Genomic DNA, 17,273 nt, shown 5'->3' with positions numbered 1-17,273 from the left:
ACCGATTCGACGCCTCATCAAGCTCCCGATACGTCATCGACGAGCCCTCACACGTCAGCGCCACCGCCCCCGGCGTGCGCGCCACCTGCGCAGCGAACACCCCCGGAATCGACACCCCCGCAGCCCGATCCGGCAGGGTCAACACCGCCCGATTACCCCATGCCTCGATCCGGACATGCTCGGCCTCGTCGACCACATCGATCGACGACAACCGAAGCGCCGGGTCGGCGGTCATGGCGGCCAACACCCGCCGCAACCGCTCGATCAGCGCGTCGATGGTTTCGGCGTCGAACACGTCGGTGCGGAACTCGACCGCCCCGCCGATCCCCGCGGGCGCGCCGGCGTCGGTCCAGCGTTCGGCCAGCGAGACCGACAAGTCCATGCGGGCAGTACGGGTGTCCGTCGGTACCGGGCTGACCTGCAGATCGCCCAACGCCAAGCCGGCGGCCGGGTCCCCCGCGAAGTTCTGCCAGGCCAGCATCACCTGGATCAGCGGATGGTGGGATCGGCTTCTCGCCGGGTTGAGCCGCTCCACCAGCACCTCAAACGGCACGTCTTGGTGCTCGTAGGCGGCCAGGCTGCGCTGGCGCACCTGAGCCAACACCTCGGCAACCGTGGGGTCACCGGACACATCCACGCGCAGCACCAGCGTGTTGACGAATGATCCCACCAGCTCGTCCAGTGCCGGGTCGCGCCGCCCGGCGATCGGGAACCCCACGGCCACATCGGAACTGGCGCTGACCTTGGACAGCAGCACCGCCAGGGCGGCCTGCACCACCATGAAACTGGTCGACTTGTACTCACCCGCCAGCCCAGCAATCCGCTCCTGCAACTCGGCCGGCCAATCCACCACCGCCCGGGCGCCGCGATAATCGGCCACCGGCGGATAAGGCCGATCGGTGGGCAACTCAATCCGCTCGGGCATCCCCGCCAACAGCTCTTCCCAGTAGGTCAGCTGCGCGGCAATCCGGCTGTGCGGATCCTGCAACTCACCAAACTGTTGGCGCTGCCACAGCGTGTAATCGACGTACTGCACCGGCAGCGGCGCCCAACCCGGGGCTTGTCCGGCACACCGACTGGCATACGCCACCCCCAGATCACCCACCATCGGGGAGATCGACAAGCCGTCCGCGGCGATATGGTGCACCACGGCCACCAGCACGTGCTCCTCATCGGCGACACGCAAAAGCCTTGCCCGCAAAGGGATCTCAGACGTCAGGTCGAACGGGTCGCGCACGACACCGGCGACGGCATCCTCGACGCGGCCGGCCGACCAGCCCGTCGCATCCACGACCTGCCAACCAAAGTCGGCGTCCGGCAACGGGATCACCACCTGCCGCGGGACGCCATCCGCCGACGGGAACAACGTCCGCAGGCTCTCGTGCCGACCCACCACATCGGCCAGCGCGGCCCGCAGGGCCTCGGCATTCAGGCGCCCACTGAGTCGCAACGCCACCGCCATGTTGTACACCGCAGACGGGCCCTGCAACTGGTCGATGAACCACAACCGATTCTGCGCAAACGACAACGGCACCAGCTCGGGCCGCTGCATGGGGATGAGCGGGGCAAGCCGACTCGTGACCTCACCGATGTGGGGCGCCAACTGGGCCACCGTGGGCGCCTCGAACAGCGTGGGCACGGCAAGGCCAGCGTCTAGGGCGGTGTTGATCGCGGCGATGGCCCGCATCGCCGAGAGCGAATCGCCACCCACATCGAAGAACGACTCATCGACCCCGACCCGGTCCAACCCCAAGACCTGGGCGAAGATACCGGCCAAGATCTCCTCGACCGCGGTGGCCGGAGCTCGGTAATGATCGACATCGCCATACTCCGGAGCCGGCAACGCCCGCCGGTCCAGCTTGCCGTTAACGGTCAACGGCAACGCATCGAGCACCACCACCGCCGCCGGCACCATGTATGCCGGCAACCGCTCCGCCAACCCGGCACGAAGATCCGCCGCATCCGCAGTACCGGTGATATAGCCGACCAACCGCTTGTCGCCGGGACGGTCCTCACGCGCGATCACCGCCGCCTGCGATACCCCGTCCAGCCGGGCCAGCACGGCCTGCACCTCACCCAGCTCGATGCGATACCCCCGGATCTTCACCTGGTCATCGGCGCGGCCCAAATACTGCAACTGGCCATCGGCGCCCCACCGCACCAAATCCCCGGTGCGATACATTCGCGCCCCCGCGGCCCCCTCATCGGCGAAAGGGCACGCGACAAATCGTGATGACGTCAGCCCCGCCCGGCCGACGTACCCATAGGCCACGCCGGCTCCGGCCACATACAGCTCACCCACCACCCCGGCCGACACCCGGCGCAGCCCGGCGTCGAGCACGAAAAGCGCCGCCCCGGCCACCGGAGAACCGATGGGCACCACCGGAGAGCCCGCCGACAGCGGCGCACTGGCCGCCGCATACACCGTCGCCTCGGTGGGACCATAGGCGTTGATCAGCACCCGACCCGGCGCCCATCGATCCACCAACTCGACCGGACAGGCCTCACCGGCCACCACCAACGCCGCCGACTCCAGCCCCGCCGCCGGCAACACCCCCACCGCCGAGGGCGTCTGGCTCAACACAGTGACCTGTTCGCGAATCAGCAACGCGTGCAAGTCATCCGGTGACGCGGCCACCTCCTCGGGCACCACGACCAACCGCCCACCATGCAGCAACGCCCCGAAAATCTCCGACACCGACACGTCGAACACCAGCGAATGCCACTGCGACCACACCCGCACCGGGGCCACCGGCAACCGGCTCTCCACCGCGGCCACCAACTCCGTGACACCGCGGTGCGAGACCGCCACCCCTTTGGGGACACCAGTCGTACCCGAGGTGTAAATCAGGTAAGCGACGTCATCCGGGGCCGGCACCGGCAAACCGGTACTGGCCTGATGGCCCAACGCCGGATCGGCCACATCGACGACCGCGACGTCACACCCGTCCAGTCGCGACCGCAGCTCCGCGCAGCTGACCACGACCACCGGCGCCGCGTCGGCCACCATGAACTCGATCCGCGCCGCGGGCAGCGCGGGGTCGATCGGCACGTAGGCCGCCCCGGTTTTCAGGATCCCCAGGATCGCCACGATCGCCTCGGCCGAGCGCGGCACCAACAGCGCCACACACTCCCCCGGGCCCGCCCCCAACCCAACCAACAAGTGCGCCAACCGATTCGAGGCCTCGTCCAGCTCCCAGTAGGAGATGGAGCGGCCCTCACAGGTCAGCGCCACGGCCTCCGAGGTGCGTCCCACCTGTGCGGCAAACAACTCCGGAATCGACACCGACGCCGACGGGCGGCCCAGCACCGCCCGGTTACCCCACTCATCCAGCCCGACCTGTTCATCGTCATCGAGCAGATCGATCGACAGCAAACGCCGAGTCGTGTCGGCGGTCATGATTGCTGCTCCGCATCGGCGGTCATAACCACCAGCACCTTTTGCAACCTCCTGAAGAGCGACTCGATCCTGGCTGCGTCGAACACCTCGGCGTCGTACTCGACGCGCAGGCTCAATTCAGCACCGGGCTGGACTTGCACCGCCAGCGGGTAGTGGTTGTTTTCCCGGGCCGCGACGTCGGTGATGGCCAACTCGTGATCGCCCGCGAGCGCGGCGCCGTCGACGGGATAGTTTTCGAAGACGAACAAGGTGTCGAACAACTGGTCGTGTCCCGTGGCGCGGTGGATTTCGCCGAGCGCCAGGTGCTGATGCTCCAGCGTCGCGTTATAGACGTCTTGCAGTTGATCCAGTAACCCGGCGACCGTGGTTGCCGCGGTGATGCGCGCGCGCATCGGAATTGTGTTGATCAACAACCCCACCATCGAATCGGCACCGGCCAACTCCGTCGGCCGCCCGGACACCGCGGTGCCGAACGCGACGTCGTGCCGGCCGGTGAGCCACATCAATATCTGCGCCCACGCCGCCTGCATGACGATGTTCACGGTTGTGTGATGCGTCCGCGCCAGCTCGCCAACCGCCCCGGTGGTGTCCGCAGGCACCGAAAACGTTGCAACGCCTCGCTTTCCGAGCCGCACCCGCCCAGGCGGGCCAACCAAGGTGGGGGTGTCGAAATCGGCGAGCACCTCGCGCCAGGCCACGCGGGCGGCTTCAAGGTCCCGTCCGGCCAGCCAGCTCACAAAGTGCCGATACGGCGCGGGCGCCGGCAGCCGCTGCTTGTAATAGCTGGCGATCACTTCGCCCAGCAGAATCGGCAGCGACCACCCATCCATGACGATGTGGTGATTGGTCAGGACGAACCGGTGCCGTTCTGGCGCGGTACAGATCAACGCCGCCCGGAACGCCGGGGGCTCGGCCAGATCGCACACCGCCGCGCGTTCGGCCGCCGATACCTCCTGCACCTGCTGATCGACATCGACGCCGGTGTAGGCGTCTAGTTCGACATATCGCCACGGCACCACGGGATCGGCCGGAATCAGCTGCACCGGCTCGTCGAACTGCGCGCAGAATCGGGCCGCGAGGTTCGGGTGCCGGCTTATGACCGCGTTCACCGCCTCGTGCAGGCGGTCCTCTTCGAGGGCACCGCTCAAGGTGATGTCCAGCTGCACCGCGTACACATCGTCACCGCGCTGCGTCGTGGTGGTGTGGAACAGCAGCCCCTGCTGCAAGGGGGTCAACGGCAACACGTCAGCGATGTGGTACTGCTCCTGCAGCTCATCGAGCTGCGGCTGGCTCAACCGGGCCGGCGCGACATCCGACGGTGTCAGGCCGCCGCCGCCGCCGCGGACATGCGCGCAAATCCCGGCCAGGGCCTCGAACCACAACCGGCCTAACCGGTCGACCTGGTCGCGGTCCACCGCCGACGGCGCCCACGTCCAGTTTGCGTGCAGGTGCGGGCCGGTATCGGTGTCCACCGTGCCGGCGTTCAGGTCCACGGTGTGCATCAGCGGCATGGGTATCGCCGCGGCCGCGCCGGTCAACGCCAAGCTGTCCTGGCAGAGGCGCCACATGTCCTCGGAGAGGTCAGCCCCTGCGCCCAGCCGCCCCAGATAGTTGAATCCGACGGTGGGGTCCGATCCGCCTAACTCGACATCGGGATTCAGATACCGCAGCAGCCCGTAGCCCAGCGGATCGGGCAGGGCGCGCAGCTGCTCCTTGGCGTCCTTGATCACGGCTCCCAGCGCCGCCTCGCCGGCGACCACCTGGCTCCACGCCAGCCCACCGAGGCTCAGCGCCACGGGGTATTTGGTGGTGAACCACCCCACCGTGCCCGACAGGTCGATATCGGCGGCCAGCTCCTCGTGGCGGCCATGACCCTCCACGTCGATGCCGATCGGCGCGCCGCCGCGGTCTAGTAATTCGGACAGCGCCAGTCCGAAAGCGATCAGCAGTATGTCGTGCACTCCGGCATGGAACGCCGACGGCACTTCGCCCAGCAGCATCCGGGTCGTGTCGGCGTCCAGCGATACCGACAGGTGACCGGCGGCGGCGAACGTGTCCACGGCGGGCTGCAGCGCGGGCAGCACCGCCGGAAGCGCCGCCACCCGCCGCCAGGTGTCCGCCTGATCGACGACCGCCGGCGTGCACGCATGCTCGGCCAGCAGCGACGACCACCGGGCGAACGACGTCCCGGCCGACGGCAGCGTGATCGGCTGACCCCCGCGACGCTGGACCCATGCTGTGTTGAGGTCTTCCAGCAGAATCCGCCACGACACCCCGTCCACGGCCAAGTGGTGGATGATCAGCGCCAATTGACCCGTCGAGTCAGCCCACAGCGCGCTGAGCATCACTCCGGCGGCCGGGTTCAACCGTGACCGCGCCTTGACCAGGGCCTCCTCGGACAACACGTCCACCGCTTGCAGGCGATCGTTGGCGTCCACCGAACCGGTCACCGGCACCGTCAGCGACCAGCCGCCGGCGCCATCGTCGTCGACGCGCAGCCGCAATATGGCGTGCCGATCGACCAACGCCTGCAATATGGCAACGACGTCGGCCTCGGTCACACCCGCCGGGGCCTGCGCCATCACCGTCTGGTTGAACTGCTCGACCGGGCCCTGGACGCTGTGCAGCCAACGGATGATCGGGGTCGCGATGACCTGCCCGACGCCCTCGTCGACCGGGCCGCCCGCACCCTCGGCCACCCCGGCCACCCGGGCCAGCCGCGCCACGGTCTGCTCGACGAAAATGTCGCGCGGCCGACAAACCAGGCCGGCTGCGCGGGCCCGTGCCACCACCTGCATGGACAAAATGCTGTCTCCGCCGAGCTCGAAGAACGACTCGTCGGCTCCGACCCGCTCGAGCCCCAAGACCTGGGCGTAGATACCGGCCAGAATTTCCTCCACCGCGCTGTCCGGAGCGCGGTAATGATCGGCGTCCTGATACTCCGGTGCGGGCAGCGCACGCTTGTCGAGCTTGCTGTTGACCGTCAACGGCAGCGCGTCCAGCACCACCACCGCCGCCGGCACCATGTAGGCGGGCAACCGCTCCGCCAGCACGCTGCGCACCTGGGCTGGGTCGGCGGTGCCGGTCAGGTAACCGACCAGGCGCTTATCGCCGGGGCGGTCCTCGCGTGCGATCACCGCCGCCTGCTCCACCCCGTCCAGCGCCAGCAGTGCCGCCTGCACTTCACCCAACTCGATGCGATACCCGCGGATCTTGACCTGCTCATCGGCACGGCCCAGATACCGCAGCTCCCCATCGGCGCCCCAGCACACCAGGTCCCCGGTGCGATACATGCGCGTTCCCAGCGCCCCCGGCCCCCCGAACGGGCAAGCGACGAACCGCGTCGCGGTCAGCCCGGCCCGTCCGACATAGCCGTACGCCGCGCCGGAGCCGGCCACGTACAACTCGCCAACCACACCGACCGGCACGGGCCGCAGCGACCCGTCCAACACGAAGAAGGAGAGATGCGTCAACGGCACCCCGATGGGGCTCGCGGTGCTGTCGACATCGCCGTCGACGATCTCCCGGAAGGAGGCGTGCACCGTCGTCTCAGTGGTGCCATAGAGGTTGAGCAGACGCGGTGCCGCCGGATGGTTGTGCATCCACGTGCGAAGGCGCTGTGGCTCCAGCGCCTCCCCGCCGAACACGACCGCCTGCAGCTGCAGCCGACGTCCCAGCTCGGGTGACAGCGCATCGGCGGTCTGCAGCGCGTAGAACCCGGAGGGGACCTGACTCAGCACGTCGACCCGTTCGGCCACCAGCAGGGCGTGGAAATCCTCCGGCGAGCGGGTCACCGACTCGGCGACGACGACCACCCGCCCGCCGTAGAGCAGCGCACCCCAGATCTCCCAGACCGAAATGTCGAAGGCCAGGGAATGCGACTGCGACCACACCTGCTCCTCGAGCTGCATCTCACCCTCGAGTGATTCGAACAACTGCACAACGTTGCGGTGGGTGATGGCGACGCCCTTGGGCACACCGGTGGTGCCTGAGGTGTAGATCAGGTAAGCGATGTCTTCGGGGGCCGGTGCCGGGAGGCCCGCGCACGGATAGGTACCGATGCGGGGATCGTCGAATTCGATGACCGGAAGACCACGCCCATCCAGGCGCCCGCGCAGTTCGGCGGTAGTGATGACGGCGATCGGCGCGGCATCGCCGAGCATGAATTCCATCCGCGCCGGTGGATGCTCGGGGTCGAAAGGCACATAGGCCGCCCCGGTCTTCAAAACCGCCAGGATCGCGGTGACGGCCTCGGCCGAGCGGGAGAACATCAGCGCCACGCGCTCGCCGGGGGCCGCACCCTGGTCGACCAGGAAGCGCGCCAGCCGATTCGCGGCCTCATCAAGCTCGCGATAGGTCATGGACAGGCCCTGGCAGGTGACCGCGTCCGCATCCGGGCGGCGGGCGACTTGCGCGGCGAACAATTCCGGGATCGACGGCGACGCGGTGACACTTTGAGTCAACGCCCCCCGGTTGCCCCAACCGAGCAGCTGGGCGCGCTCGGTGTCGTCGAGCAGATCGACCGACGACAGCCGCCGGGTCGGGTCGGCGGTCAGCGCCAGCAACACCCGCTCCAACCGCTTGATGAGCGCCTCGATGCTATCCGCGTCGAACACGTCGGTGCGGAACTCCACCATGCCGTCGATACCGGCGGGCTCACCCGCCTCGGTCCAGCGTTCGGCGAACGAGAATGTCAGGTCGGTACGGGAGACCTGGGTGTCGGCCGGCAGCGTGGTGACCTCCAAATCACCCAGCCGCAACCCGGCGGACCCGATGTCCGCCCCGCCGAAGTTCTGCCAGGCCAACAACACCTGAACCAGCGGGTGATGGGTCAGGCTTCGGGTCGGGTTGAGCCGCTCCACGAGCACCTCGAACGGCACGTCTTGATGTTCGTAGGCGGCCAGGCTGCGGCTACGGACCTGCGCCAGCAACTCCGCGATCGAGGGATTCCCCGCCAGGTCGACCCGGAGCACCAAGGTGTTGATGAAAAAGCCCACCAGGTCATCGAGCACCGGATCGCGACGCCCCGCGATCGGGAAGCCAACCGCGACATCGGCAGTGGCGCTGATCTTCGAGAGCAGCACGGCGAGGGCGGCCTGCATGACCATGAAACTGGTCGCGTTGTGCTCGCGAGCCACCTGGGCCATGCGCTGCTGCAATTCCGAGGACCACTCCATCGCGACGTGCGCGCCGCGGTAGTCGGCCACCGGCGGATAGGGCCGGTCGGTGGGCAGCTGAATGCGCTCGGGCATCCCGGCCAGCGCGTCTTCCCAGTAGGCCAGCTGCGCACCAATGCGGCTCTGGCTATCGCTCAGATCACCGAATTGTGTTCGCTGCCACAGCGTGTAATCGGCGTATTGCACCGGCAGCGGCGCCCAATCGGGAGCTTGCCCGGCGCACCGGCCCGCATACGCCACCCCCAGATCACGCACCAACGGCGTCATCGACCAACCATCGCCCGCAATATGATGCACCACCGCCACCAGAACGTGTTCGTCGTCGGCGACGCGGAAAAGCACTGCGCGCAAAGGAATGTCTGCAGCCAGGTCAAAGGGCCGACGCACCGCCGCGCCGACGGCCTCCTCCAGCCGGCTCGCCGACCAGCCCGCCGCATCGACGACGTCCCAGCCGAAATGGGCCCGCTCGACCGCCACCACCAGCTGCTGGGGAATTCCCTCGACGGAAGGGAACAGCGTGCGCAGGCTTTCATGACGGCCCACCACATCGGTCATCGCCGTGGCGAGGGCATCCGCATCGAGGTGCCCGTCCAGACGTAACGCCACCGCCATGTTGTAAACGGGTGAGGGCCCTTGCAGCTGATCGATGATCCACAACCGGTTCTGGGCGAACGACAATGGGACTGTCTCGGGTCGCTCGACCGGAACCAATGGGTCGAGGCGACTTTCTTCCGCACCGATACGGGGCGCCAGCTGTGCCACGGTGGGCGCCTCGAAAAGGGCGCGCACCGCGAGGCCGGCATTCAACGTGGTGTTGACGGCAGCGACGACCCGCATCGCCGACAGCGAATCGCCGCCAAGTTCGAAGAACGATTCGTCGATTCCGACCCGATCCAACCCAAGCACTTGGGCATAGAGGCCGGCCAGGATCTCCTCGGTCGGGTTGGTTGGGCCGCGGTACTGACCGGCATCGGTGTATTCGGGTGCCGGCAGGGCACGCACGTCGAGTTTGCCGTTGACCGTCAGGGGCAACGCGTCCAGCACCACCAACGCGGACGGGACCATGTAGGCCGGCAATCGTTCGGCCAGAGCGCTTTTCAACGTGGCCGGTTCCGCGGTCCCGGTGATGTAGCCGACCAGACGCTTGTCGCCGGGGCGGTCCTCCCGTGCGATCACCGCCGCCTGTGCCACGCCCTCGAGATCGGCCAGCGCCGTTTGGACTTCGGCCAATTCGATGCGATACCCGCGGATCTTGACCTGCTCATCCGCACGCCCCGCGTACCGCAACTGCCCGTCGGCGTCCCAGGACACCAGGTCGCCGGTGCGATACATCCGTTGCGCCGGCGCTCCCGGTCCGCCGAACGGGCAGGCCACGAACCGCGATGCGGTCAAACCGGAACGGCGCCAATAGCCGTACCCCACGGTGGTTCCGGATATATACAACTCACCGAGCACGCCGGGCGGGACCGGCCGCAGCCACATGTCAAGCACAAACAGTGCCGCCCCCGGCAATGTCGAACCGATTGGCGGGGCCCCCGAACCTGCGAGCAACGGCGCGCTGTAGGTCACGTCGACCGTGGCCTCGGTCGGGCCGTACTTGTTGATCATCACCCGACCCGGGGTAGCCCACCGGTCCACCAGGTCGGCCGGGCAGGCTTCACCACCCACAAGTAGGGCCACCGACTCCAGCCCCTCGGGCGACATAGCTCCTGCCGCTGAAGGGGTTTGACCAAACACGTCGACTCGTTCGGAGATCAGTAGGTCGCGAAGGTCGGTCGTCGAGCTTGTCATCCACTCGGGGACCACCACCAGTCGCCCACCGTTGAAGAGCGCCCCCCAGATCTCCAGGACCGAAAAGTCGAACGACAAGGAAAACCACTGCGTCCAGACACCGGGGCGCCGCAGATCGGCGGACAGCGAACCGATGTACTGGATCACGTTGTGGTGAGTTATGGCCACGCCTTTGGGGACACCCGTGGTCCCGGAGGTGTAGATGATGTAGGCGATGGAATCGGGGGAAGGGGCCGGCAAGGGGGTGCGGTGACGACCGCGAATAGCGGGGTCGTCGATATCGATGACTGCAACGTCGTGCCCGTCCAGCCGCGCACGCAGCTCGGCAGTCGCGATGGCGGCGATCGGCGCGGCGTCGCCGAGCATGAAGTCGATCCGGGTTGCCGGCAGCGCCGGGTCGATCGGCACATAGGCCGCTCCGGTTTTGAGCACCGCCAAGATCGCGACGATGGCCCGGTCCGAGCGGGGGATGAACAACGCGACGCACCCACCCGGGCCGACGCCGTGGCCGGCCAAGTGGTGGGCCAGCCGGTTGGCGTCCTCGTCAAGCTCCTGGTAAGTCATCGAGCGGCCCACGAACGTCAGGGCCACGGCCTCCGGCGTGCGCGCCACCTGCGCGGCGAACAACCCTGGAACGGACTCCGCCGCGACCGCGGGCCGGGCCAGCACCGCGCGGTTGCCCCACCTCTCGAGCCGGGCGTGTTCCGCGGCATCGAGCAGGTCCAGCGACGACAGCCGCCGACCGGGGTCAGCGGTGACCGCGGCCACCACCCGCCCCAACCGCTCGATCAACACCTCGATGCTGGCCGCGTCGAACACGTCGGTGCGGAACTCCACCTCGCCACCGATCCCGGCGGGTGCACCGGACTCGGTCCAGCGTTCGGCCAGCGAGAAGGTCAGGTCCATCCGGGCAGTGCGGGTATCCGCCGGCGCCTGAGTCACCTGGAGATCGCTCAAGCTCAGCCCGGCGGCGGGGTCGTTCTCCTGCCCAGCGAAGTTCTGCCAAGCGAACAAGACCTGCACCAGCGGGTGATGGTTCATCGACCGTGTCGGGTTGAGCCGTTCCACCAGCAGCTCGAAGGGCACGTCTTGGTGCTCGTAGGCGGCGAGGCTGCGCTGCCGCACCTGGGCCAACACCTCGGCGACGGTGGGGTCGTCGGCCAGATCGACCCGCAGCACCAAGGTGTTGACGAAACACCCCACCAAACCGTCCAGCGCGGGGTCGCGTCGCCCGGCGATCGGGAACCCAACGGCCACATCGGAATTGGCGCTGATCTTGGACAGCAGCACCGCCAGAGCGGCCTGCATCACCATGAAGCTCGTCGCATTGTGCTCACGAGCCAACCGGGCGACCTGCTCCTGCAACTGCGCCGGCCAGTCCACCACCACCCGGGCCCCGCGGTAATCCGCCGCCGGCGGATAGGGCCGATCGGTCGGCAGTTGAATCCGTTCGGGCATCCCGGCCAGCGCGTCTTCCCAGTAGGCCAGCTGCGCACCGATCAGGCTCTGCGGGTCCTGCAGCTCACCCAACTGTTCACGCTGCCACAGCGTGTAATCGACATACTGCACCGGCAGCGGGGCCCAACCCGGCGCCTGGCCCGCGCACCGGCTGGCATACGCCACACCCAGATCGCCCATCAGCGGGCCGATCGACCAACCGTCGGCGGCGATATGATGCAGGACCGCCACCAGCACGTGCTCCGTGTCGCTGATGCGGTAAAGCTGTGCGCGCAAAGGGATTTCGGACGTCAGGTCAAACGGCTCGCGCACCACGTCGCCCACGGCGTCAGTCAGCCGGGCTGCCGGCCAGCCGGTGGCATCCACTACTTGCCAACCGAAATCGGCCAGCTCCACCGGCGCAACGACCTGCCGGGGAATCCCCTCGACCGACGGGAACAGCGTGCGCAGGCTTTCGTGGCGACCCACCACATCGGTCAGCGCCGCCCTCAACACCTCGGCATCCAGACGCCCGCTCAGCTGCAACCCGAGCGCCATGTTGTACACCGGTGAGCCGCCCTGCAGCTGATCGACGAACCACAACCGGCTCTGGGCGAACGACAACGGCACGACCTCGGGCCGCTGCACCGCCACCAGCGGCTCCAGCCCACCGCCCGCGTCGCCCAGCCGCAGTGCCAATTGGGCTACCGTCGGCGCCTCGAACAGGGCCCGCACCGCAAGACCCGCATCCAGAGCGGTGTTGACCGCGGCCACCACCCGCATGGCCGACAACGAGTCCCCACCCAAGTCGAAGAACGATTCATCGACGCCTACCCGCTCCAGCCCCAGCACCTGGGCGTACACCCCGGCCAAAAGATCTTCGACGGCGCTGCCCGGACCCCGGTAATGGCCGCCTTCCTTGTACTCCGGCGCCGGCAGGGCCCGAATGTCGAGCTTGCCGTTGACCGTTAACGGCAGCCGGTCGAGCACCACCACCGCCGCCGGCACCATGTACGCGGGCAGCCGCTCGGCCAGCTCCGCGCGGATCTGGGCCCGATCCGCCGCCCCGGCCACGTAGCCGACCAGCCGCTTGTCACCGGGACGGTCCTCGCGCGCGACCACCACCGCCTGCTCGACGCCGGCCAGCCCGGACAGCGCGGCCTGCACTTCGCCGAGCTCGATGCGATAGCCGCGGATCTTGACCTGATCGTCGGCACGCCCCAGATACTGCAGCTCGCCGTCGGCCGCCCAGCGCACCAGATCCCCGGTGCGATACATGCGCTGCCCCGTACCCCCGAACGGACACGCCACGAACCGTGATGCACTCAACCCCGCCCGGCCCACATATCCGTACGCCAGCCCGCCGCCGGCCACATACAACTCGCCCACCACGCCCAGCGGCACCGGGCGCAACCACTTGTCGAGCACGAAAAATCCGAGATGGGCCAACGGCAAGCCGATCGGGCTGACGCTGCGGTCGACGTCGGCGGCGCCGATCTCCCGGAACGACGCATGCACGGTCGTCTCGGTGATGCCGTACATGTTCACCAGCCGCGGTGAGCCCCGGTGGCGGTCCAGCCACCCGCCCAGGCGGCCCGGTTCCAGCGCCTCGCCACCGAACACCACCGTCTGCAGTGTGGCTTGCTTCCCGGACTCGGCTGCCCGCGCGTCGGCGGTCTGCAGCGCATAGAACGCGGACGGGGTCTGACTCAGCAGACTGACTCGCTCGGCAATCAGCAACGCGTGCAAGTCATCTGGGGACCGGACGACGGAATCGGGCACCACCACCAAGCGTCCACCGTGCAGCAACGCACCCCAGATTTCCCACACCGAGTAGTCGAAGGCCAGCGAATGGCATTGCGTCCACACCTGCCCCGTCAGCTCTTCATCCGTATTCAACGATTCCAGCAGTCGAATGACGTTCTGGTGAGCGACGGCCACCCCCTTGGGCACTCCGGTGGTGCCGGATGTGTAGATCAGGTAAGCGATCTCGTCAGCCTCCGGTGCGGGCAATGCCGTGGCGGGCTGGAAGTCAATGCGCGGATCACTGACGTTGACGACCGCCAACCGACGAGCGTTCAGGCGATCGGCCAATTCCGCGGTAGTGATTGCGACGACCGGCGCGGCATCGGCCACCATGAAGTCGGTCCGCGCCGCCGGATGTGCCGGATCGATCGCCACATACGCCGCCCCGGTCTTGAGCACCGCCAACATCGCCACGACCGCCTGTGCCGACCGTGGCAATAACAGCGCCACCCGCGCACCCGGGCCCGCGCCACGGGCAATCAGCAAGTGCGCCAATCGGTTAGATGCCTCATCGATCGCGCGGTACGTCAGCGAGCGGCCCTCGAAGGTCAACGCGACCGTCCCCGGTGTGCGCGCCGCCTGCGCGGCGAACAGTTCCGGAATCGAGGGCGACGACGTCGCCGGCGCATTCAGAACCGCCCGATTGCCGATCGTGTCGAGGCGTGCACGCTCACCGGGAATCAGCAGGTCTATCGATGACAACCGCCGGCTCGGGTCGGCGGTCATGGCCTCCAACAGCCGCTGCAACCGCTCGATCAGCGTCCGAATGGTTCCCGCGTCGAACACGTCGGTGCGGAACTCCACTGCGCCACCGACTCCGGCCGGGGCGCCGGTTTCGGTCCAGCGTTCGGCCAGCGAGAACGTCAAGTCCACCCGGGCGGTGCGGGTTTCGGTGGGTACGGTGCCGACCTCCAGGTCACCCAGCGCCAAACCGGTCGCCGGGTCGCCGGCGAAATTCTGCCAGGCGAGCATCACCTGGACCAGCGGGTGATGGTTCAGCGATCGGGTCGGGTTGAGCCGCTCGACCAGCACCTCGAACGGCACGTCCTGGTGCTCGTAGGCGGCGAGGCTGCGCTGCCGCACGTGCGCCAACACCTCGGCGACGGTGGGGTCGTCGGCCAGGTCGACACGCAACACCAGGGTGTTGACGAAGAAACCCACCAGCGGATCGAGGGCGGGATCTCGCCGGCCGGCGATCGGGAACCCCACCGCCACATCGGCGCTGCCGCTGAGGTTGGCCAGCAGCACCGCCAGGGCGGCCTGCATCACCATGAAGCCGGTCGCATCGTGCTCGCGGGCCGTCCGAGCTATCCGCTGCTGCAACTGCGCCGGCCAATCCACCTCCACGCTGGCGCCGCGGTAATCGGCCACGGCCGGGTAAGGCCGATCGGTGGGCAGCTGAATCCGTTCGGGCATCCCGGCCAGCGCGTCTTCCCAGTAGGCCAGCTGCCCGCCGATGCGACTCTGCGGGTCCTGCAGCTCACCCAGCTGTTCGCGCTGCCACAGCGTGTAATCGACATACTGCACCGGCAGCGGCGCCCAACCCGGCGCCCGCCCCGCGCAGCGGCTGGCATAGGCCACACCCAAATCACCGACCAAAGGGGTGATCGACAAGCCATCGGCGGCGATGTGGTGCACCACCGCGACGAGCACGTGTTCCTCGTCGCCGAGTCGGAAAAGCCTTGCCCGCAGCGGGATCTCGGATTCCAGGTCGAACGCGCACTGTGTCGTTTCCGCAATCGCGTCCTGCAACCGGGAGCCCGACCAGCCCGTGGCGTCCACGTGCTGCCAGCCAAAGTCGGTCTCCTGCTGTGGGATAACCACCTGTCGGGGGATCCCGTCGACCGCCGGGAAGAGCGTGCGCAGGCTTTCGTGGCGGCCCACCACGTCGGCCAGCGCGGCCCCCAGCGCCGCGGCATCCAGGCGCCCGCTCAGCCGCAACGCCACCGCCATGTTGTACACCGCGGACGGGCCCTGCAACTGGTCGATGAACCACAACCGGTTCTGCGCGAAGGACAACGGCACCACCGCGGGTCGCTCCACCGCCACCAGCGGCTCCAACCCGCCCACGGCGTCGCTCAAACGCAATGCCAACTGGGCCACCGTGGGCGCCTCGAACAACGTGCGGACCGAAATATCGCCACCCGCGGACTTGTTGATCGCGGCGACCACTCGCATCGCCGACAGCGAATCCCCACCCAGATCGAAAAACGAGTCCCGGACCCCGACGCGGTCGAGGCCGAGAACTTCGGCGTAGATGCCGGCCAGGATCTCCTCGGTACCGTTGGCCGGGGCGTGGTAGCCGTCGCCGACGGTGTATTCGGGTGCCGGCAGGGCCCGCTTGTCGAGTTTGCCGTTGACCGTCAGCGGCAGGGTGTCGAGCGTAACCACGGCGGCCGGGACCATATAAGGTGGCATTCGCTCGGCGAGATCCGCGCGCGCCCGCGCGGGGTCGGCCGCCCCGGTGATGTAGGCGACCAGCCGCTTGTCACCGGTCCGGTCCTCGCGCGCGATCACCACGGCCTGCTCGACCCCGTCCAGTTTGGCCAATGCCGCCTGGATCTCCCCCAACTCGATGCGATACCCGCGGATCTTGACCTGCTCGTCGGCGCGGCCCCGGTAAATCAGCTGACCGTCGGCGCCCCACGCCACCAGGTCGCCGGTGCGGTACATTCGCTGCCCCGGCGACCCGGCGCCGGCGAACGGACAGGCCACAAACCGCGCGGCGGTCAGGCCCGCCCGCCGCGCGTAGCCACACGAAAGTCCTGAACCGGCCACATACAACTCACCGACGACACCGACGGGCACCTGCCGTAACCATGCGTCGAGGACGAACAAAGCGGTCCCCGGCACCGGCGTACCGATCGGCACCACACCAGATCCCGCGCGCAGTGGTGCACTGATCGACGCATAGACCGTGGTTTCGGTCGGGCCGTAGCCGTTCATCATCAGCCGCCCCGGCGCCCACTGCTCGACCAGTTCAGCGGGGCAGGCTTCGCCGGCCACCATCAACGCGACGGATTCCAGGCCTTCCCGCGACAGCATGCCGACCGCACCGGGGGTCTGGCTCAACACCGTGACCTGTTCCGCAATCAACAACGCGTGCAAGTCTTCCGACGAGCGGACCACGGACTCGGGCACGACCACCAGCCGACCCCCGTGCAGCAACGCACCCCAGATCTCCCACACCGAGAAGTCGAAGACCAAGGAATGGCACTGGGTCCACACCTGCTCCGGCGCAAGCCGCAGGCCGACGTCGAGCGAATCGAACAGACGGGTCACGTTGTGGTGTGTGACGGCAACGCCTTTGGGGACACCGGTCGTGCCCGAGGTGTAGATCAGATACGCGATGTCCTCGGCCGCCGGCGCGGGCAACGCGGTGCCGGGCTGGGCCGCGATACGCGAATCACCCACCTCGACGACGGCCACATCATGGGCGGCCAACCGCTCGACCAACGCGCCGGTCGTCACCACCACGACGGGCGCGGCATCACCGAGCAAGAACTCGACCCGCGCCGCGGGCACCACCGGGTCAATCGGCACATAGGCCGCCCCCGTCTTGAGCACCGCCAAAATCGCCACGATCGCCTCTGCCGAACGCGACAACAACAACGCCACCCGCTCACCCGGGCCAACACCGCGGGCAGCCAACAGATGCGCCA

The 17,273-nt window shown here is 68.1% G+C and carries 2 protein-coding genes; both read right to left on the bottom strand.

Annotation, left to right across the window (positions count from 1 at the left end):
• Positions 1-3,400: amino acid adenylation domain-containing protein (locus tag AC5Y4H_RS24720; protein WP_499986274.1), on the bottom strand; the 3,400-nt coding region annotated here is incomplete at its 3' end.
• Positions 3,397-17,273 (bottom strand): amino acid adenylation domain-containing protein (locus AC5Y4H_RS24715; protein ID WP_499986272.1); only part of this gene is annotated, 13,877 nt, incomplete at its 5' end. The genes AC5Y4H_RS24715 and AC5Y4H_RS24720, both read right to left, overlap by 4 nt.

This window comes from Mycobacterium sp. NGS58, assembly GCF_059812385.1.
The sequence above is the reverse complement of the archived record's forward strand: the minus strand, read 5'-3'. Positions and strand labels throughout refer to the sequence as shown.